At 66.7% G+C, this 20,624-nt stretch carries 15 protein-coding genes; 5 read left to right on the forward strand and 10 right to left on the reverse strand.

Features of this window, described 5'->3' with window-relative positions; genetic code table 11:
* Nucleotides 1-64 precede the first annotated feature (64 nt).
* The 3 genes from pta to ACO054_RS12095 form a co-directional block, all read right to left on the reverse strand.
* Nucleotides 65-1,144 carry a phosphate acetyltransferase gene (pta, locus tag ACO054_RS12085; protein ID WP_421706833.1) on the reverse strand — a complete coding sequence of 360 codons (1,080 nt, stop codon included), beginning with the start codon at nucleotides 1,142-1,144 and terminating at the stop codon, nucleotides 65-67.
* A 93-nt stretch (nucleotides 1,145-1,237) separates the two neighbouring features.
* Nucleotides 1,238-3,013: a sulfoacetaldehyde acetyltransferase gene (xsc, locus tag ACO054_RS12090; protein ID WP_421706834.1), complete on the reverse strand. Its 1,776-nt coding sequence runs from the start codon at nucleotides 3,011-3,013 to the stop codon at nucleotides 1,238-1,240.
* 38 nt (nucleotides 3,014-3,051) lie between these two features.
* Nucleotides 3,052-4,698: a GMC family oxidoreductase gene (locus ACO054_RS12095; RefSeq protein ID WP_421706835.1), complete on the reverse strand. Its 1,647-nt coding sequence runs from the start codon at nucleotides 4,696-4,698 to the stop codon at nucleotides 3,052-3,054.
* Nucleotides 4,699-4,840: 142 nt separating this feature from the next.
* On the opposite strand from ACO054_RS12095, the gene ACO054_RS12100 reads away from it, so the two are divergent.
* The 5 genes from ACO054_RS12100 to ACO054_RS12120 all read left to right on the forward strand — a co-directional run bounded on the left by ACO054_RS12100 (nucleotide 4,841) and on the right by ACO054_RS12120 (nucleotide 10,291).
* The gene (locus ACO054_RS12100; protein ID WP_421706836.1) at nucleotides 4,841-6,076 is read left to right on the forward strand and encodes a TRAP transporter substrate-binding protein; all 1,236 of its coding nucleotides are present in this window, start codon (nucleotides 4,841-4,843) and stop codon (nucleotides 6,074-6,076) included.
* Between the two features lie 266 nt (nucleotides 6,077-6,342).
* Entirely contained in the window at nucleotides 6,343-7,011 is a 669-nt protein-coding gene (locus ACO054_RS12105) for a TRAP transporter small permease (protein WP_421706837.1), read from the forward strand.
* A 10-nt stretch (nucleotides 7,012-7,021) separates the two neighbouring features.
* Complete coding sequence (locus ACO054_RS12110; protein ID WP_421706838.1) at nucleotides 7,022-8,380, forward strand: TRAP transporter large permease; 1,359 nt, start codon at nucleotides 7,022-7,024, stop codon at nucleotides 8,378-8,380.
* 236 nt (nucleotides 8,381-8,616) lie between these two features.
* On the forward strand, nucleotides 8,617-9,393 hold the full coding sequence (locus tag ACO054_RS12115) for an IclR family transcriptional regulator (protein ID WP_421706839.1): 777 nt from the start codon (nucleotides 8,617-8,619) through the stop codon (nucleotides 9,391-9,393).
* A gap of 154 nt (nucleotides 9,394-9,547) precedes the next feature.
* Nucleotides 9,548-10,291 (forward strand): FadR/GntR family transcriptional regulator, encoded by a 744-nt coding sequence (locus ACO054_RS12120; RefSeq protein WP_421706840.1) that lies wholly within the window; start codon nucleotides 9,548-9,550, stop codon nucleotides 10,289-10,291.
* 11 nt (nucleotides 10,292-10,302) lie between these two features.
* Here ACO054_RS12120 and ACO054_RS12125 read toward each other — a convergent pair whose 3' ends face one another.
* The 7 genes from ACO054_RS12125 to ACO054_RS12155 all read right to left on the reverse strand — a co-directional run bounded on the left by ACO054_RS12125 (nucleotide 10,303) and on the right by ACO054_RS12155 (nucleotide 20,621).
* Nucleotides 10,303-12,207 carry a TRAP transporter permease gene (locus tag ACO054_RS12125; RefSeq protein WP_421706841.1) on the reverse strand — a complete coding sequence of 635 codons (1,905 nt, stop codon included), beginning with the start codon at nucleotides 12,205-12,207 and terminating at the stop codon, nucleotides 10,303-10,305.
* A gap of 81 nt (nucleotides 12,208-12,288) precedes the next feature.
* Nucleotides 12,289-13,242: a TAXI family TRAP transporter solute-binding subunit gene (locus ACO054_RS12130; protein WP_421706842.1), complete on the reverse strand. Its 954-nt coding sequence runs from the start codon at nucleotides 13,240-13,242 to the stop codon at nucleotides 12,289-12,291.
* A gap of 140 nt (nucleotides 13,243-13,382) precedes the next feature.
* Nucleotides 13,383-14,516 (reverse strand): Ldh family oxidoreductase, encoded by a 1,134-nt coding sequence (locus ACO054_RS12135; RefSeq protein ID WP_421706843.1) that lies wholly within the window; start codon nucleotides 14,514-14,516, stop codon nucleotides 13,383-13,385.
* A gap of 4 nt (nucleotides 14,517-14,520) precedes the next feature.
* Nucleotides 14,521-15,285 (reverse strand): aldolase/citrate lyase family protein, encoded by a 765-nt coding sequence (locus ACO054_RS12140; RefSeq protein ID WP_421706844.1) that lies wholly within the window; start codon nucleotides 15,283-15,285, stop codon nucleotides 14,521-14,523.
* Nucleotides 15,286-15,326: 41 nt separating this feature from the next.
* Nucleotides 15,327-17,057: an L-arabinonate dehydratase gene (gene araD, locus ACO054_RS12145; RefSeq protein ID WP_421706845.1), complete on the reverse strand. Its 1,731-nt coding sequence runs from the start codon at nucleotides 17,055-17,057 to the stop codon at nucleotides 15,327-15,329.
* A gap of 463 nt (nucleotides 17,058-17,520) precedes the next feature.
* Nucleotides 17,521-19,116, reverse strand: coding sequence for a gamma-glutamyltransferase family protein (locus ACO054_RS12150; RefSeq protein WP_421706846.1), 1,596 nt, complete (start codon nucleotides 19,114-19,116; stop codon nucleotides 17,521-17,523).
* Nucleotides 19,113-20,621, reverse strand: coding sequence for a tripartite tricarboxylate transporter permease (locus tag ACO054_RS12155; protein WP_421706847.1), 1,509 nt, complete (start codon nucleotides 20,619-20,621; stop codon nucleotides 19,113-19,115). Before ACO054_RS12155 ends, ACO054_RS12150 begins: the two co-directional genes overlap by 4 nt.
* Between the last annotated feature and the right edge of the window lie 3 nt (nucleotides 20,622-20,624).

Raw genomic sequence — 20,624 nt, forward strand, 5'->3', positions numbered from 1 at the left:
TTCTCAAATCAAATCGTAGACAATCGAAAGAGGCGCCTCACCGGCCGAGGTTCCCGGCCGCTCGCTAGCGCGCCGCGTCGTGGTGTGCCGCAGCCTGCCGCCCCGCCGCAGGTTGATCCGATGGGGGCCGACCCGAAGAGGGCGCGTCCGACTGTTGGGCTTGCACCCCGGTCACCGCCATCATGGCGTAGATGTCATCGGCATCGCAGCCGCGCGATAGGTCGTTGGCCGGGCGCGCCAATCCCTGGAGGATCGGCCCGATGGCGGCAGCGCCGCCGATACGCTGGGCAATCTTATAGCCGATGTTGCCCGCATCCAGATTAGGGAAGACGAAGACGTTCGCCTGGCCGCGCGTCTGCGACGCCGGTGCCTTGGCACGGTTGATCGCCGGCACGAAGGCAGCGTCGAACTGCAACTCCCCGTCGATGGCCAACTCGGGATCGAGCGCACGGACCTTCGCCGTCGCCTCCACGACCTTCTCGATCCTCGCGTGTTCGGCACTTCCCAGGGTCGAGAAGGACAGCATGGCGACGCGCGGCCGCTCCCCCGTCAGCAGGCTGCAGGAGCGCGCGGAACTCAGCGCGATCTGCGCCAGTTCGTCGGCATCGGGATCGACCACGAGCCCACAGTCGGCGAAGATCATGGCTCCCTTCTTCTTGTGCTCCGGCGCGCAGAGCAACATCAAAAAGAAGCTGGAGACGAGCGGAGTCTCCGGAGCCCGGCCGATGATCTGCAGCGCCGTGCGCACGGTGTGCGCGGTGGTTGCCACCGCCCCGCCGACCAGGCCGTCGGCCTCGCCCTCGCGCACCATCATGGCGGCGAAGCCCATGGGGTCGGTCATGGCCGCCAGCGCGTCCGCCTCGCTCGCACCCTTCGCGCGGCGCAGGTCGAGATAGCGCTCGACGAAGCCGACCCGCAGCTCCGACGCCGAGGGATCCTCCAGCCGGAAGCGTGCGGGCGTGGCGCCCCGATCCCGCAGCTCAGTCTCGATCGAAGCCCGGTCGCCAAGAAGCACCGGCATCGCCAGCCCCTCGCGCTCCGCTCTCACCGCCGCCGCCAGCACGCGCGGGTCGGTTCCTTCGGGAAGCACGACGGAACGCGGGCTGGCCTTGGCCGTGCCGATCAGACGCTCCAGCGGTTTCATGCCGTCCTCTCTCGCCGCGCAGGTCCGGCCCGGCGCCTCAACCGCCCCCACGGAGCGACCGGGCGCCGGGCCTGTCCCTGGTGGGCCGGCGGATCACACAGGCGTCTGCTCACGCATGTCCGCCGGATCGATGCCGGCAACCGGCACGGGCTTCTTCATGGCATCGCGGCGGAAGGGCTCACCCAACTCCTGGTTCAGGATCACCTCGACGAAGGTCGACTCGCCCTTCGCCTGATCCTCGACGGCCTGGCGAAGCGCGGCCGTCAGCTCGTCCTGGCTGTGCACGGTAACACCCTTCAGCTGGCAGCCCTCGGCGACCTTGGCGTAGGAGAAGTGCGGGTTCAGCTCGGTGCCGACGAAGTTGTTGTCGTACCAGAGGGTCGTGTTGCGCTTCTCCGCACCCCACTGGAAGTTCCGGAAGATGACCATGGTCACGGCCGGCCATTCCTCCCGGCCGATGGAGGTCATCTCGTTCATCGAGATCCCGAAGGCACCGTCACCGGCGAAGCCGATCACGGGAATGTCGGGGCAACCGATCTTAGCGCCGATGATGGCGGGGAAGCCGTAGCCGCAGGGTCCGAACATCCCCGGGGCCAGATAGCGGCGGCTGTGCTCGAAGGTCGGGTAGGCGTTGCCGATGGCGCAGTTGTTGCCGATGTCGGTGGAGATGATGACATCCTCCGGCAAGGCCGCCTGGATCGCCCGCCAGGCCTGACGCGGCGACATGCGGTCGGCGTCGCGCTCCCGCGCCTCCTGGTTCCAGACGGTGCCCGGATCGTCGTCCTCGTGATCGAGGGAGGAGAGCATCTGCAGCCAGGCGGACTTGGTCTGATGGATCTTCGCCTTGCGCTCGGCGCGGTCGGCATCGCCGGCGTCCGGCTTCAACTGCGCGAGGATCTGCTGGGCCACCTGCTTGGCGTCGCCGCCGATGCCCACCGTGACCTTCTTGGTCAGACCGATGCGGTCGGTGTTGATGTCGACCTGGATGATCTTCGCATCCTTCGGCCAGTAGTCGATGCCGTAGCCGGGCAGCGTCGAGAAGGGGTTGAGGCGCGTGCCCAGCGCCAGTACGACGTCGGCCTGGGCGATCAGCTCCATGGCCGCCTTCGAGCCGTTGTAGCCGAGCGGGCCAACGGACAGGGGATGGCTGCCCGGGAAGGCGTCGTTGTGCTGGTAACCGCAGCAGACGGGGGCGTCCAGCCGCTCAGCGAGGGCCTTCGATTCCTCGATGGCGTTGCCGACCACCACGCCGGCGCCGTTCAGGATGACCGGGAAGCGGGCTTCCGACAGCAGCTTGGCGGCCTCCGCGATGGCCTGGGCGCCGCCGGAGGGCCGCTCCAGGCGAACGATCTGCGGCAGCTCGATATCGATCTGCTGAGTCCAGAAGTCGCGCGGAATGTTGATCTGCGCGGGCGCGCAGCCGCGCCAAGCCTTCTCGATGACCCGGTTGAGCACCTCGGCCATGCGCGAGGGGTCGCGCACCTCTTCCTGATAGCAGACCATGTCCTGGAACAGGGCCATCTGATCGACTTCCTGAAAACCGCCCTGCCCGATGGTCTTGTTCGCCGCCTGCGGCGAGACCAGCAGCATCGGCGTGTGGTTCCAGTAGGCGGTCTTGATGGCCGTGACGAAGCCGGTGACGCCGGGGCCGTTCTGCGCGATCGCCATCGCCATCTTCCCGGTCGTCCGGGTGTAGCCGTCGGCGATCAGGGCCGCGTTACACTCATGTGCACAGTCCCAGAAGGTCACGCCGGCCTTCGGAAAGAGGTCCGAGACCGGCATCATCGCCGAGCCGATGATGCCGAATGCATGGCGAATGCCATGCATCTGCAGAACCTTCACGAAGGCTTCTTCCGTCGTCATCTTCATCGCGTCGTCTCCCTTGATGTCCTTGAGCGGTCCCGGTGTCACTCCGCGGCGGCGGGCGGCATGGTCGTGCCGACAGCGGCCCCGGCGCGCCGGTCCTCGCGAATCATGGCACTGGCCTTCTCGCCGATCATGATCGCCGGTGCGTTGGTGTTGCCGGAGACGATCTCCGGCATGATCGAGCAGTCGGCCACACGCAGACCTTCGACGCCGCGCACCCTCAGGCGCGCGTCGACCACGGCCGAGGCGTCGGACCCCATCTTGCAGGTCCCGGTGGGGTGATAGATGGTCGTTGCCGTCTCGCGCACCCAGGCAAGCAGCTCTTCGTCGCTGACCGCGCCGGGACCCGGCCGAAACTCCTCGGAGATCTTATTGTTCAGCGGCGCGCAGGCGGCAATCTTCCGGGCGATGCGCACGCCGCTGACGACGGTGTCGCAATCGAGCTGCGTGGCCAGATAGTTCGGATGGATCGCCGGATGGTCGCCGGCCTCCGCGCTCTTGAGCCGGATCTCGCCACGGCTCTCCGGCCGCAGCTGGCAGACCGACGCCGTGAAGGCGGAGAAGGGGTGCACCCCCTCGCCCGGACTGTCGGCCGACCAGGGCTGGATGTGAAACTGAATGTCCGGCGTCGCGACCTCGGGCCGTGTCTTCAGGAAGGCTGTGGCCAGGCTGGCCGCCATGGTCATGGGACCGGCGCGGAAAGCAAGGTACTTCAGTGCGATGCGCGCCTGATTGAAGAGGCTGCGCACCTCGTCGTTCAGGGTCGGTTCGTTGCACTTGTAGACGAGCCGCGCCTGCAGGTGATCCTGCAAGTTCTTACCGACGCCCGGAAGCTCGATGCGCGGCGCGATCCCGTGCTCCGCGAGCGCGGCGCCCTCGCCGACCCCCGACAGCATGAGGATCTGCGGCGAACCGATCGCACCCGAGGAGAGGACGATCTCGCCCTGCGCCCGGACCAGCTGCTCCCTACCGAAACGGTCGCGGTAGACGACGCCTTTCGCCCGCCGCCCCTCGAAATCCAGGCGCAGGACCTGGGCGTTGGTGACGACCGTGAGATTGGGGCGCTTGCGCACCGGATGCAGGTAGGCGACGGCTGAACTGCAGCGGCGTCCCTTGCGGGCGGTCAACTGGAAGTAGCCCACCCCCTCCTGACTGGCGCCGTTGTAATCCGGATTGAAGGGGTATCCGGCCGCCTGGGCCGACGCGACCCAGGCGTCGCAGATCGGGCGCTGCAGGCGCATGTTGGACACATGCAGGGGGCCGCCGGTCCCGTGATAGTCGTCGGCGCCGCGCTCCTGATCCTCGGCCTGCTTGAAGAAGGGCAGGACGTCCTCCGCCGACCAGCCGACGTTGCCCATCTGGCGCCAGCGGTCGTAGTCCTCGTGCTGACCGCGCACGTAAAGCAGTCCATTGAGCGAGGAGGAGCCGCCGAGCACCTTGCCGCGCGGCCAGTCGAGCGAGCGCCCGGCGAGTCCGGGATCCGGCTCGGTCCGGTAGCACCAGTCGACGCTGGGATTGTTCATCACCTTGAAATAGCCGACCGGGATGTGGATCCAGGGGTTCCAGTCGCGGCCCCCCGCCTCCAGCAGGACGACGCGGACAGCGGGGTCGGCGCTCAGGCGATTGGCCAGGACGCAGCCGGCAGATCCGGCGCCCACGACGACGTAGTCGGCCGTCAAACCGCTCATCGCTCCGCCCCTGGGGTCGGCTGCACCTTTCCCGCAGCTCGTTTCATGACCAGGCCTTCCTCCCGCCAAACTACCGGCTTGTGGGGTCGAACTTATTCTGCAATTATTGAGACTGCAAGTCTCATTTTATAGGGAGGAAAAAATGAACATATCAAAAAAGCTCAATGGCCTTTCCCGTCGTGACCTCTTCGCGCTGACGGCTCGGTTCGGCATCACCTCGACCCTGATGGCCGCCGGCAGCCTGGGCGGCGCGGTCACCATGGCTTCGCTCGCGCGGGCCGCGGAATCGACCTACGAGAAGCGTTTCGCGAAGGAACCCAAGCATCAGCTGAAGTTCGGCGCGTCCGGCTTCAACGCCCGCAATCTTCTGATCGAACGGGCGGGCTGCCTGGAATTCGCGCGGGACCTGGAGGAGCGGACCGAGGGCGAGATCCGCGTCGAGTTCATCGGCGACAACCAGATCTGCGGGCAGCTCAACTGCGTGGAGAAGACGCAGCTGGGAATCACCGAGATCTTCGCCGCCTCGACCCAGAACTCGGCCGGCGCGGCGCCCTACTACAACGTGCTGGACTACGCCTACATGTTCCCCAACCGGGCCTCCCAGTACTACTTCCTCTTCCACCCCGAGAGTCAGCGCATCCTGCGGGATCCCCTGGAGAAGCGGCACGGCATCAAGTTCCTCTTCTCCCACTGCGAACTGCGCGGCATCCAACTCGGCCAGACCTTCGCCGACAAGCCGGTGGTCACCAAGCTGGAGGAACTCTTCGGCACCAAGAACCGCGTGACCGGAACGCAGCTCGGCCGTATCGCCATGCAGCAGCTCAACCTCAACCCGGTTCCAGTCGCCTGGGAGGAAACCCTCGACGGGCTGAAGCAGGGCCTCATCGACGGCGCCGAAACCTGGGCCTCGGCCGTCGCCTACGCCAACATGTCGCCCGTCGTCACGCAGTCGGTCGACCTGCGGTTCTTCTGCGGGACGGAGCACACCGCCATGTCGGCAACGGTCTTCGACGCCATGGAACCGCACCTGCAGGACGCCATCATGGAATCGGCCTACCTGGCCCAGGTCCATGTGCAGGCCGCCAACGAGGCCGCCCTGGTCAAGACCGTCGGCTTCTCCGACCCGCAGCTCCCCGACACGATCTTCGTCGAGCACAACGTGCGGCCAGCCTTCCTCGCCGACGACCAGATCAAGATGGCCGAGGAGATGTGCTCGCCCGAGCACAACCCCGAGCCCTGGGCCCAGTGGCGCGAGCGCCTGAACAACTGGGCGGATGGTATCGACACCTACCAGGAGATCCATCGGGTCGCCCGCGAGATCCCGCTCGACACCAAGCCGGAGAACGTCGAGCCCCGGCGCTGGTGGCGCAGCGCCTAACCTCCGGCTGCGGAGGGCCAAGGGCCGTCGTAGCCGGACGGCCCGCCCCACCCGAACCGCTGCCGTTCCATCACAGGCCAGCGGTTCCACGCACATAAGACGGCAGATCGAAAGCAGGCCGGTCCCGGCCGCAGCGAAAAACCCGCGACCCCTGGAGTTGGATCCAGACGGTCGCGCTCGCGTCCGGGACCGCCCCGCTTCGCCACTGTCGCACTTCCAAAGCAAGCGGCGGGAACCACCGCCGACCGGTTCGGGAGGAACCGCTCATGCTGCCTTTGATCGAGGACGCCGCAGGGCTGGTCTCAGCCATCGGCTCGAACGACGCCTGGGCGATCAGCAGCGCCATGCGCGGCCCGGGCGCCTGGCTTTTCGGTGCGCTTCTGACGGCGGTCGGCGGCGGGGCTCTCGCCCTGCTGTACTCCCTGTCACCGCTGGTCGACCGCTACTTCGAACGCCTTCTGATGGTGACCTGCTACCTGTTGATGGCCGGCATCATCTTCGTCGAGGTCTTCCGGCGCTTCGTCCTCAACGAACAGGCGCCCTGGTCGACCACGCTGCCGCCCTTCCTCTTCCTCATCCTGACCTGGTTCGGCTGCGCCTATAACGTCAGACTGCGCACGCACCTGGCCTTTTCCGAGCTACGCATGGCGCTGCCGCGTCTCGGGCAGTTCGCCTGCCTGTGCCTCGACCACCTGCTCTGGCTCGTCTTCTGCTGGATCGTCGTGGTGACCTCGCTGCGCGTTGTCGCCAACTCCGCCTCCAACTATCAGATCCTGCTCGGCACCGACAACGTGATGCAGTGGTGGCTGCTGACCAGCATCCCCCTGAGCTTCATCGCGATGGCCGCGCGCACTTTCGAGAACGCCGCCGAGGACATCGGCAACTTCCGGCATGGCAGAAACCTGATCCGCCTGCAGGCGATCGGCGCGGACTGAGGGGGCTACGATGGACGGAAACTGGATCACGCTCATCTCGATCGGCGCCACCCTGCTCTTCCTGCTGGGCGTGCCGGTCTTCCTGGTTATCGGCTATTGGGTGATCGGCGCCAGCCTGGTCCTGGGACTGACGCTCGACAACATCGGCGCGGCCCTGGGCGACGTCTTCACCGACGGCTTCGCCCTGCTCGCCATGCCGCTTTTCATCCTGACCGGCGATCTGATCAACCGCTCCGGGATCGCCCGCCGCCTGTCGGACTTCGCCTACGCCTGCCTCGGCTGGATCCGCGGCGGGCTCGGCATGGCGAGCCTCGGCGCCTGCGGTTTGTTCGCGGCCATCTCCGGCTCCAACTCGGCGACAACGGCGACCATCGGCTCCATGCTTCATCCGGAGATGGTCAAGGGCGGCTACGATCCCCGCTTTTCCGCCGCCACCGCCGCCGCGGGCGGGACCGTCGGCATCATCATTCCGCCCTCGATCATCTTCATCGTCTACGGCTTCCTGCTGAACCTGCCAATCTCCGACCTCTTCGTCGCCGGCATTCTGCCGGGCGCGCTCATGGTCATCGCCATGCAGCTGGTCTGTTGGATCGTCTGTAAGCGGAACGGCTGGGGGTACCTGATTCCGCTGCAGTTCGTCCGGATCGCCAAGACGGGTCTGGGCGCCTGGCTCGGCTTCTTCGCTATCGGGCTGGTGCTCTGGGGGATCTACACCGGCAAGTTCTCGCCGACGGAGGCCGCCGGCGTGACCGTCGGCTTCTGCGTGATCGTCGGCCTTCTCAGCCTTCCGCTGCATCGTCTGATCGGCGACCGGGACGAGGCGCGTCCGGCGACCGAGCGAGGCTACGCCGAAATGCTGGTGGTCGAGGGCTTTCGCATCACCGAACTGCCCTCGATCACGATGCGCTCTGCCCAGATCACCGGCATTCTCGCGCCCCTGATCGCCGTGTCGGTGGTCATGCAGCAGATCCTCTCCCTGCTCGGCGCGCAGGAGGTGATCGGCGGCTTCGTGACCGGCATGGGTGGCTACTACGCGGTTCTCTTCACCGCGATGGTCATCATCTTCATCGCCGGCATGGTGCTGGAAAGCTTGCCGGTCACCATCATCCTGGCGCCGATTCTGGCGCCCATCGCCCACTCCATCGGTATCGAGCCGGTACAGTTCGCCGTCATCTTCCTGATCGGCGCATCGATCGGCTTTATCACCCCGCCCTATGGGCTCAATCTCTACGTCGCAAGCAGCGTGACGGGCGTGCCCTACTTCAAGCTTATCCGCTACACCTTCGCCTACATCGCCGCACTTCTGACCGTCTGGCTAATCGTCGCATTCGTCCCGAGCCTGTCGACGGCGCTGTTGCCATCGCGCTAAACCGAACCGCGATCCATTGGTGATACGAGCCGGGGCCGGTCCGTTGCGTCGACTCCGGTTCGGATTCAAAAAGTTAGGATGCGATGCTTATGATCGATGGAGCCGCAGCGCGGTTCAATCGGTCACGACAGGCTCCAGAGCGGATCGCCCGAGGCGGAAGAGCGGATCGCCCGAGGCGGACTCGCTTCGGCAATCCTGCGCGAGCGCGACGCTGAGACGAAGGCGACAATTGGCGGATGCACGGCAAAGAAGACCAGGGCGACACGATTCCAACCAACCTGCGTCTCCTTTTGGTGATGGAGGAGGTCGCCCGGCTGGGCGTTCCGGCGACGCCCACCGAGATCAATCAGAAGCTCGGCCTGCCTAAACCGACGATCCATCGCCTTTTCTCGACACTGGAGCAGGCCGGCTTCCTGCAGCGGGAGATCGACGGCCGGGCCTACACGCCCGGACGCCGGATGCGCACGCTCTCGCTCGGCGTCCTCTCGTCGCTGAGGGTCCGCACGGCGCGCCTGGCCGTGCTAAGCGCAGTGGCCGAGGATATCGGCGAAACCTGCAACATCGCGCTGCCGGACCGCGACGCGATGCTCTACCTCGACCGCATCGAGACGAAGTGGCCGCTGCGGATCCAGCTGCCGGTCGGAACGCAGGTGCCCTTCTACTGCACGGCCAGCGGCAAGATCTATCTCAGCAGTCTCGCGGATTCGCATCTCAAGCGCTACGCAAAGGCTGCCGTCTTGACGCCCCACACCGACCGCACACTGACGACGGCCGAGAGCCTTCTGGAAGAGGTCAAGCGCACCCGCGCCCGCGGCTTCGCCCAGGACGACGAGGAATTTATGGAGGGTATGATCGCGCTGGCCGTCCCGATCCTCGATCCCAACGGACGTTTCCTCTCCTCGCTCTCCTTCCACGCGCCGACCCAGCGCATGACCCTGGACCGCGCCACGACGCATCTGGAGCGTTTGCGGCTGGCGGCCGACGAGCTGTCCAAACTGGTCGCGGACGACTGACCCTGCCCGTCCGCCGCGCCAGGCATCGCGCTGCGGCAGACGGTAGAGCGCACACTACGCCTCGGTCCAACTTGTAAAGATGTCAGACCGCCAAATTGACAGGACATCGCCAGCTTGCGCACTCTTGCGACATGAACCGTTTGGACGCCAGACCGTGCCGATAGCACGCCGTTCCGACGCAACGCTCCTGGAGGTCAGCGCTCCAGTGCGGCAGTCCAAACTGGCCGACCAGCTCTACGAGCAGATCCTGGAGCGGATCGTCTCCGACCAGCTAAAGGAAGACGACCGCCTGCCCTCGGAAACCGAGCTATCGCGGATGTTCAGCGTCTCGCGTCCGGTCGTGCGCGAGGCGCTGAGCCGCCTGCGCGCCGACGGGCTGGTGATCTCCCGGCAAGGATCCGGCAGCTACGTCAGCCGCAGGCCGCCGCGCGACTTCATGCGTCTTGCGCCGATCGGCAGCGTCGCCGACCTGCTGCGCTGCTACGAAGTGCGCATCGCCCTGGAGAGCGAGTGCGCCGGGCTTGCCGCTCAGCGACGCACGGATAAGCAGCTTGAGACCCTTCATCAGGCTCTGGAGGATCTCGAGCGGGCGATAGGCAGCGGCGCCGTAGGCACGGAGGCGGACATCGGCTTCCACGCCGCCATCGCCGCGGCCTGCGGCAACGCCTGGTTCGAAACCCTGACGCACAGCTTCGGCCGGCATATCGAGAACGCCATCATGCTGGCCCGCAAGCTGTCGCTCCTGAAGGACAGCGAGCGCCTGGCGCGCGTTCAGCGCGAGCATGTCGCCGTCTTCGAGGCGATCGAACAGGGCGACGCGGAGGCCGCACGTCTCGCCATGCGCCGGCATCTGGACAACTCGCGCACCCGCATTCTCAACGAGCAGGCGGAGCCGTAGACCCACTCGCTTCAGGTATCCGGGCCGACGCGCCTCCCCGGATTAACGTCACCGGCTGCGAGCGGCGGCGTAACGGAGGCGTCGCGCGGACGCAGCCACAGTTGGGTAGCGATTACCAGACCGAGACAAACGGCGCCGATCAGGTCGGTCCCAAGGCCCGGCTTGATCAGCACCAGCGCCGCCGTGACCAGAAGCAGGCGTTGCCAGATCGCGGCCGGCCCCAGCAGGTAGCCGGTCAGACCGCCAGCGAGGCAGACGACCCCCGTGATCGCGGTCAGCATCGACAGGGCGACGTCGGACCAATGGCCGATCAGCAGCAGCGAGGGACCGAAGACGAACATGAACGGCACGATGTAGCCGGTCGCGCCGAGCTTGAGCGCCGTCAGGCCGGAGTCCCACAGGCTGGCGCGTGAGATGCCGTTCGCCGCGTAGACCGCCATGGCGACCGGCGGGGTGATGGCCGAGAGGATCGCGTAGTAGAAGACGAACATATGCGCCGCTTCGACGGCGATGCCGAGGTTGACGATCGCCGGCACCAACAGGGCGACCTGGACGATGTAGGCCGGTGTCGTCGGCATGCCCATACCGAGAATGATACCGGCGATCATGGTCAGCACGAGCGCTAGGATGAGACTGTTTCGCGAGGCGTCGAGCACCAGGCCGGTGAAGTCGATGCCGAGGCCCGTCAGGGTGATGACGCCGATGACGATGCCCGCGCAGGCGCAGGCCAGCGCCACGGACACGGTGTTGCGCGCGCCGGCGACCAGAGCCTCCAGAAGGCTGCCCAAGCGCACGTAGTCCCGCGTCGAGCGCCGTAGCAGCGCCGTCGGGATGACCGAGACGATTCCGCAAAGCGCGGCGAAGGGCGCGCTGTAGCCGAGCAGCAGCACGGTGATGATGATGACAAGCGGCAGGAAGAGGTGACCGCGTTCCAGCAGCACGTCGGTCATGACCGGCAGTTCGCTGCGGGGCAGGCCTTGCATGCCGGTGCGCTTGGCCTCGAAATGCACGGCGGCGAACAGCGCCACGTAGTAGAGCAGTGCCGGCAAGAGCGCGAAGGCGGCGACCGAGAGGTAGCTGACGCCCAGAAACTCCGCCATCACGAAGGCGGCGGCCCCCATGATCGGCGGCATGATCTGGCCGCCGGTCGAGGCCACCGCCTCGACGGCGCCCGCGAACCCTGGGCGATAGCCGATCCGTTTCATCATCGGAATGGTGAAGGTGCCGGTGGTCATCACGTTGGCCACCGCACTGCCGGAGACAGACCCGAACAGACCGCTGGTGATGCAGGCGACCTTGGCCGGCCCGCCGGCGCTATGCCCCGTCAGGCTCATGGCGAAGTCCATGAAGAGACGGCCGGTTCCGGTGCGCTCGATCAAGGTGCCGAAGAGAATGAACAGCATCACGTAGGTGGCCGAGACGCTGGTCGGGATGCCGAACACGCCCTCCGTTGTCATGTAGAGCTGATCGAGCAGCATCTCGAGGTCGAAACCAGCGATGAAAACGGCATAGACCAGAAAGGCGGCGGCGGTCAGAGGCAAAGCCAGACCGACGGCGCGGCGGGTCGCCTCCAGCAGCAGGACGATCATCGTCACGCCCAGCACGAAGTCCATCGCGCGCAGCGGATCTACGTAAGCCATGCGGTTCACGATGTAGTCGTTGAAGACGATGGGATAGGCCGCCGCCGCCAGCGCGCCCACCAACATCGCGAGATCGTACCACCGCGGCCGCTCCGCCGCGGCCGTGGCGCGCCACGGCAGGATTAGGAACGCCAGCGTCAGCGCGAAACCCAGGTGCGTGCTGCGCAGCACGTAGGCGTCCGGCGGCCCGAAGAAGGCCACGTAGAGATGGAATCCGGACATGGCCAACCCGACGACCGCAATCGCCCGAGCGGCCCATGACTTACCCGCAAACATCCGGCTGATCCCCTTGACGGAAAAAGCGCGCGGCGGGGAGAGAGCGGGCCCGGACGGCCCGCGCCCTCCCCGACGTCGAAGCTACATCGCGCCTTCTTCCTTGAAGAACCGGACGGCGCCGGCGTGCATCGGCACCCCGATGTCGGCCCCCATAACGTCGGGCGTGATGCCCTGCATGGCGCGGGCGATGGACGCCAGATCGTCGACGTTGGCGTAGAGGCTGCGGACAACGTCGTAGACGATGTCCTCGTCCAGCGAACACTGGGCGACGAGATGGGTGGCGTAGCCGATCGTCGGCACGTCTCCCTCCTGGCCTGGATAGCTGCCCGACTTCACCATGATCCTCTGATAGCCGGGATTGATTTCCTGCATCCGGGCCAGCCCCTCGTCATCGATCGGGACCAGCTTGATGTCGCGGGCGCTCGCCAGATCCATGACCGAGCCCGCAGGCACCGTGGTGCCGAGGGTGAAGAAGTCGGCGTTACCGTCCTTCATCATCGCCACCGAGTCGGTGTAGGAGCCGTGATTGACCCGCGACATGTCCTCGTAACTCAGTCCATAGGCCTGCAGCATGTGGACCGTGATCGCCTCGCCGGTATTGCCCTTCGGCTGCACGGCCGCCGCCTTGCCCTTGAAGTCAGCCGGGCTCTGCAGGTCGGAATCGGCCAAGGCCACCACCTGAAAATACTGGGGATAGAGCGTCGAGACGTTGCAGACGTTGTCTTGAGGCGAGTCGAAGGGCGCATTTCCCTTCACGCCGTCCACCGTTGAGACCGAGTTGGCGAATCCCATATCCGCGCGCCCGACCTGCACGGCCTTGACGTTGGCGATACCGGCGCCCGGCAGCACCTGTACGCTGGTGCCTTCCATGTTGGACTCGACGATGTTCTGAATTGCGCCACCAAGTGGATACCAGGAGCCGCCCTGCGGCCCCGTCATGAGGCGGAGCCGCTCGGCCGCCGCACTCCCGGCGGTCAGAGCGAGGCCGGCTATGAGGGCGACGCCGATCACGCCGTCAAAAACGGATTTTCTCATTTCATCCTCCCTTTCAGGACGCCGGCGGCATTTGTTCGCCGTTCCGGCTGAAGTGTCGGCCCCTGTCGGAGCCCTGTCCGCGGTTCAGGTTCGTCGGTCACCTCCTTCGTTTCGTTCTGCGTTTCCGCCGCCGAGATCCGTCAGCCGGCGGGCGTCTCCAAAAGGTAGCGGGAACCACAGCGCTCTGCGACATCGCGAATCATAGCGGCCAGCTTGCGCGAGATGGGGATACCCGCAACCTCGCGTTCCCGCTCCGCCGCGACTTCGGGGTCGCCCGGCACCAGAACCGGCAGGGCGGGGTCGACCGACCGGCTGGCGCGCAACCTGTCGATCATCGCGTCCATGTCCGCCTCGAACGCGCCGCGATCCCGAAAAGCCGCAGGGTCGAGCGCGAGGAAGAAGTGCCCGACGTTCATGCGATCCGCATCTGGGTCGCGCAACACCGCGAAGCTTCCACCGGACAGCATGGCCGAGAGCACCTCGACCATGGCCGCCAGACCGTAGCCCTTGTGGCTGCTGAGTTCGGACCTGCTGCCCAGGGGCGTCAGCAAGCGCGAGGCCAGGGCCACTGCAGCGTCCCGGGTCGACAGACCTTGCTCGTCGAGGGCCCAGCCGTCCGGCAGACCGCGACCGTCGTGCCAGGCCAGACGCAGCTTCCCGATCGCCACGGTGCTGGTTGCCATGTCGAGACAGAAGGGCGGGTTGCGCCCGGCCGGAGCCGCGAAGGCGAGCGGATTGGTACCGAACATCGGTTCGCGACCGCGGGTCGGCACCACTGCCGCATTCCAGACGTTGCTGGTCGCGAGTCCGATCAGGCCCGCTTCAGCCGCCATCAGGGCATAGATGCCGGCGGCCCCGAAGTGATTGGAGTTGCGCACGGCGACCGCCGCGAGCCCACTCGACCTGCATTTCTCGATTGCCAGGCGCATTGCCCGCTCGCTCGGGGAGTGACCGAGACCGCCACCGGCATCAAGCAGTGCGGTCACCGGAGTCTCCCGCAGGACCTCGACCTTCGGCGCCATCGTCAGTTTGCCAGCCATCCGAAGCTCGTCGTAGAGCGGCAGCAGCCCGATCCCGTGGGAATCGATGCCGCGCAGATCAGTCGCCAGCATGATGCGCGTCGTGATCTCGCTGTGCTCGGCCGGCATACCCCAGGCGGAGAGGACGTCACGCAGCTGCGCCTCGACCAGGCTCACCGGCACCGTCAGCTTATCGCCGTGATGCTCGCCGACTTCGGTCTGCCTTTGCTGGGGCGTGGTCTGCCGGGGCGTCATGGCATCAGCTCTTGAAGCGCGCCGCGAGCGCGTCCGACTGACGCGCCAGAAGGCCGACGTCCGCGCCGACGGCGACGAAGAGACAGCCGGCCTCCAGCCAGCGCCGGGCCTCCTCCTCGACCGGCGTCAGGATTCCCGCCGCCTTTCCGGCGGCCCGAATGCGCTCGACCGCGCCGGCGATCTCCGCCTGGACATCGGGATGGCCCGGGTTCGCCAAGTGGCCGAGATCGGCGGAGAGATCTCCGGGTCCGATGAAGACGCCGTCCACCCCCTCCACGGCCGCAATCTCGTCGAGGGCCCCCAGCGCCTTGCGGCTCTCGACCTGGACCAGAACGCAGATCTCTTCCGCCGCGCGGGCATAGTAGTTCGGAACCCGGCCGAACTTCGTCGCCCGCGTCGTACTGGCAAAGCCGCGCACGCCGTCCGGCGGATAGCGGGTCGCGGCCACCGCCGCCTTCGCCTCCGCCGCCGTCTGCACGAAGGGGATCAGGAAGCTTTGCACGCCGATGTCGAGCAGCCGCTTGATCACCACCGTGTCGTTCCAGGGCGGGCGCACGATGGGTGTCGTACTGCCGGCGGCCACCGCCTGAAGCTGCTGGTGAACCGTGGTTAGGTCGGCCGGCGCGTGTTCGGTGTCGAGCAACAGCCAGTCGAAGCCTGCATCGGCCAGCACCTCCGTCGAGACATGGTTGGCGAGGCTGCACCACAGGCCGATCTGCGCCTCCCCCTGTGCGAGGGCCCGCTTGAAACGGTTGATCGGCAAGTCCATGGATTCTCCCCTGTCTAGACGTGTCTTCTTGTGTCGGCGCGTCAGTGGATCTCCGGCTCCGGCACCGCTGCGCCGGCATGCAGGAAGTCGAAGTCGCAGCCCTTGTCGGCCTGCGTGATGTGTCGAGCGAAGAGCGCGCCGTAACCGCGTCCATAGTGCGCGGGCGGCGGCTGCCAGGCGGCACGGCGGTGCGCAAGTTCCGCCTCCTCCACATGCAGCCAGAGCTTGCGCGCGGCCACGTCCAACTCGATCTCGTCACCGTCGCGGACCAGCGCCAAGGGTCCGCCGACGAAGGATTCCGGGGCGACGTGCAGCACGCAGGTCCCGTAGCTGGTGCCGCTCATGCGGGCGTCGGAAATGCGCACCATGTCGCGCACCCCCTGACGCAGCAGCTTCTGCGGGATCGGCAGCATGCCCCATTCCGGCATGCCGGGGCCGCCCTGCGGACCGGCGCTCTGCAGCACCAGCACGCTGTCCGCGTCGACCGGCAGTTCGGGATCGTCGATCCGCGCGGCCATGTCATTGTAGTCGGCGAAGACCACGGCCGGTCCGCGGTGCTGCAGCAATCCGGGCTCGGCCGACAGCGGTTTGATCACCGCCCCGTTGGGCGCCAGGTTACCGCCGAGCACCGCCAGACCGCCCCCTCCGGCCAGGGCCTGCGCACGCGGACGGATGACCTTCGGATTGTGGATGCGCGCGCCGGCGATGCCCTGCCCCAGCGTTTCGCCAGCGACCGTCTGACACTCGAGATCGAGCAGGTCGCTCAACTCGGACAGCAGCGCACGCAGACCGCCTGCGTAGTAGAAATCCTCCATCAGGAACCGCCCCGCCGGCCGGACATCAGCCAGGACCGGCACGCGCCGGGCCAAGGCGTCGAAGCGCGCCAGCGGCAGGTCGACTCCGGCACGCCCCGCCATGGCAACCAGATGAACGATAGAGTTGGTCGAGCCGCTCAAGGCCAGCACCGTAATCAGCGCGTTGTCGAACGCGCTCGGCGTCAATAGTTTCGCGGGACGCAGGTCCTCCCACACCAGCTCGACGATCCGGCGGCCGCAGGCGGCGGCCATGCGGCCGTGGTTCGAGTCCGCGGCCGGTATCGAGGAGGCGCCTGGCAGCGCAAGGCCCAGCGCCTCGACCGCCGCAGCCATGGTGGAGGCCGTGCCCATGGTCATGCAGGTGCCGGGGGAGCGTGCGATCCCCTCCTCGATCTCCTGCCAGTCCCGTTCGTCGATGGTCCCCGCGCGCAGCTCGGCCCAATACTTCCAACTGTCGGAACCGCTGCCGAGCACCTTGCCCTGCCAGTTGCCCCGCAGCATCGGCCCCGCCGGAACGACGATGGTCGGCAGATCCATCGAGGTGGCGCCCATCACCAGGGCCGGCAGCGTCTTGTCGCAACCGCCCAGCAGGACACAGCCGTCGATGGGATAGGACCGCAGCAACTCCTCCGCCTCCATCGCCAGAAGATTGCGGTAGAGCATCGTCGTCGGCTTCTGAAAGGGTTCGCTGAGGGAAATGGCCGGCATCTCGAGCGGAAAGCCCCCGGCCTGCCAGATCCCGCGTTTGATCTCCTCCACGCGCTGGCGGAAATGGGTGTGGCAGGGGTTGATGTCGCTCCAGGTGTTGAGGATGGCGATCACCGGCTTCCCGGCGAACTCCTCACGTCCGTAGCCCATCTGGAAGGTGCGCGAGCGATGGCCGAAGGCCCTCAGATCCTCGGCGCCGTACCAGCGATGACTGCGCAACTCCTCGGGTTTCTTCCTGCGGGTCGCCATCGCCGGTCTCTCTCCCTGCCTCAGCCGGTTACGAGCCTGGTGGGCTCGCCTGGGCTGCGCAAAGCAGACACCGATTTCTCCGCACGGCTGCCTGACCGTTCGATCATCGTCATACGACTGGCTTTCTTTCGCTGGAGCGAAAACCCCACCGTGAACTTTAGGAAGAGGTCGAACAAAGGGTCAATCGATTTGTAAAGACGTCTGACAAATCTAACGACGCAACGCGACCCGATCCCGGATCTTTGCCGGTCGCGGCGTCCTCGGAGACCGCCTGGAGAAGCGCGATGGAACGGAGAAGCAGACGAGCGGAGACGTCCGGCGACTCAGGCGACGGATTTGGAGAAGCCGCGCTCTTTAGCCAGTACGGGAGCAAGCGTCACCGGAAACGCCGCCCCCGTCCCTGGAGTGCGCTTCAAACCTCAGGTGGGGTCGCCAGAGCGCTTCCACCTGAGGCGAACCCGCCCTAGAAACCGACGGCTTGCCCGTCCTTGCGCGGGTCGGAGCCGGCGGCATAGCCGCCGTCCGACAATCTCTGGATCAATTGGGCGCCGCCGAAACCGAAGGCGTTGTCGGGAGTCTCCAGAGTGATCTCATGTCCCAGGTCGCGCAGACGCTCCAGGGTTTGAGACGCCATCGTCGTCTCGCAGGCGACACCCTTGCCCGAGGTGACGCGCCAGCGCGGCGCGTCGACGGCGGTCTGCACGTCCTGCCCCCAAAGCTGAGTCCGGAGCATCATCTGAAGGTGACCCTGCGCCTGCATGGGGCCGCCCATTACCCCGAAACTCATCAGCGGCGCCCCGGCCTTCATCAGAAATCCGGGAATGATGGTGTGGAAGGGGCGCTTACCCGGACCGACCCGGTTCGGATGCCCCTCCTGCAGCGTGAAACCGGCCCCCCGGTTCTGCAGGTGGATGCCGGTGCCTGGCACAACCACGCCCGATCCGAAGCCGGCGTAGTTCGACTGGATGAAGGAGACCATCATGCCGCTCGCGTCGGCGGTGCTGAGATAGACCGTCCCCCCGTGCTTCGGCGCTCCCGCCGCGAAGTCCCGTGCCTCGGTGGCCGAGATTTCGGCGGCACGACGGGCGAGGTAAGCCGGCTCCAACAAGGCCTCGACCGGCACCGACTGCATGGCGGCAAGGTCGCCGACGTAGGCCTCGGCGTCGCGAAAGGCGAGTTTCATCGCCTCCCACTGGTAGTGGAACGCCAGGGGGCTGTCGGGCTCTTCATCGCGCAGTGGCGTATGATCCAGGATGCCCAGCGCCATCAGGGCGGCAATCCCCTGACCGTTGGGCGGAATCTCGTGCAGCTCGACGCCGTCGAAGCTCTGATGGATCGTCCCGCACCAGTCCGCGCGGTGGTTGGCCAAGTCCTCGCGAGTCAGCGCCGCGCCATGCTCGACCGCGAAGGCGACGATCCTGTCGGCCAAGGCGCCCTCGTAGAAGGCGGTGCCCCGGCTCTCGGCGATCTGGCGCAAGCTCCCTGCCAGCGCCGGGTTGCGAAAGCGCGTGCCCGCGGCCGGCGGGTGCCCGCCGGGCAGGAAGGTCTCGGCATAACCAGGTTGATCCTTCAGAACCTCGGCATCCCGGCGCCACCGCTCGGCGATGATCGGAGACACGAGAAACCCTTCTTCGGCGTAGCGGATCGCGGGCCGGAAGAGCGCTCCGAAATCGAGCCGACCGAAAGCCTGAGACAGCGTCACCCAGGCGCTGACGGCACCGGGCACGGTGACACTTTCCCAGCCGCGAAAGGGTATCGCATCGGCGCCGGCGAAGCGCTCCGGCGTCCAGGCCTGGGGCGCGCGTCCGGAGGCGTTGAGGCCATGCAGCCGGCTGCCGTCCCAGAGGATACAGAAAGCGTCGGACCCCAGACCGTTGCCGGTCGGCTCGACCACGGTCAGGGCAATCGCAGCGGCCAGAGCGGCATCCACGGCGTTGCCGCCGCGCGCCAACATCGACAGACCGGCCTGGGCTGCGAGAGGCTGCGAAGTCGCGACCAGATTGTCGGCCAGCACCGGCGAGCGGCGCGAGGGATAGAGAGGCTCGTGACTGAGATTCATTGGCTGGCGATCTCCCGTTTTTTCTTTGTTTCGCGGTGTTTCCAGACCACCCAGGCAATCGAGAGCGCGGCGGCGATCAGCAGCAGCAGGCTGACGGGCCGGGTCAGAAACAGGGTCCAGTCCGCGTCGGTCATCAGGGCACGGCGCAGGTTGGTCTCGGCGATGGGCCCGAGGATCACGCCCAGCACCAGTGGCGCCAGCGGATAGTCGAGCGCGCGCAGGGCGTAGCCGGCTAAGCCGATGAAGCCCAGCAGGTAGAGGTCGGTGATCCGGTTGTTCAGGGCATAGGAGCCGACGACGCAGCAGACGATCACCGCCGGCACGATCAGCCACTTGGGAATCTCAGTGACCCGCAGGAAGGCCCGCATGGAGACGACGCAGACCAGCAGCATCATGAAGCTGGAGACGACCATGGCCACGAACATCCCGTAAACCAGGTCGGCGTTGTCGAGGATCAGGCGCGGCCCCACGGAAATGCCGTGCACCATCAGCGAGGCCATCAGGATGGCGTCGACCGCCGAACCCGGGATGCCCAGGGAAATCATCGGGATCAGACCGCCGCCGGCGGTGGCGGAGTTGCCCGCCTCCGAGGCGACCACGCCCTCAGGCGTGCCCTTGCCGAACCTCTCCGGCGTCTTGGAGCCGCGCTTGGCCTGATCGTAGGCGATGAGGTTGGCGATGGAGCCGCCGGCCCCCGGCAGCGCGCCAACCAGCACGCCGACGATGGAGGAGCGGACCAGGTTCACCGGCCGCATCAGGACCTCGCGCATCACCGCCCAGGTGCGGAACTCGATGTTCTTGGTGGAGAGCGCCGTGCCGGAGCGGACGGAGCGCGCATCCTCCACCTCAGAGAGAAGCTGCGAGATCGCGAAGATGCCGATCAGCACGATCAGGAAGGAGAGACCGGGGGCCAGCATCTCGATCCCGAAGTCGAAGCGCGGCCGCCCCATGATGGGGTCTGGCCCGACGGTCGAGATCGCCAGTCCGATGGCGCCGGCGATCAGTCCGCGCAGGACCGAGCGGCCGACCAGACTGGCGACGATGGTCAGCGCGAAGACGATGAGGGAGAAGTACTCCCAGGGCCCCAGGCGCACCGCGAAGATCGCCAGCGGCGGCGCCGCCAGAACCAGCACCACGGTGGAGATCACGGTCCCGAAGAAGGAAGCCCAGATACCGAGCGACAAGGCCCGCCCCGGCTCGCCCGCCCGCGCCATGGGAAAGGCGTCGAAGGTGGTCGCCACCGCCGATGGCGTGCCCGGAATGCCGAGGAGTGCCGCCGAGATCAGGCCACCGGTGTAGCCCCCCACGTAGACCGCCAGCATGACCGCGATGCCCTGCAAGGGATCCATGGCGAAGGTCAACGGCAAAGTGAGGACGATGGCCATCGTCACGGTGAAGCCGGGGATCGCCGCCGCGACGACGCCGGCGATCGAGCCCAGCAGCATGTAGATCAGCGTGTCGGGCGAGAAGACCTGGCCGGCGCCCGAGAAGAAGGCTTCCAGCATCGC

The organism is Algihabitans sp. (assembly GCF_965226985.1).
Taxonomy (GTDB): domain Bacteria; phylum Pseudomonadota; class Alphaproteobacteria; order Kiloniellales; family DSM-21159; genus Algihabitans.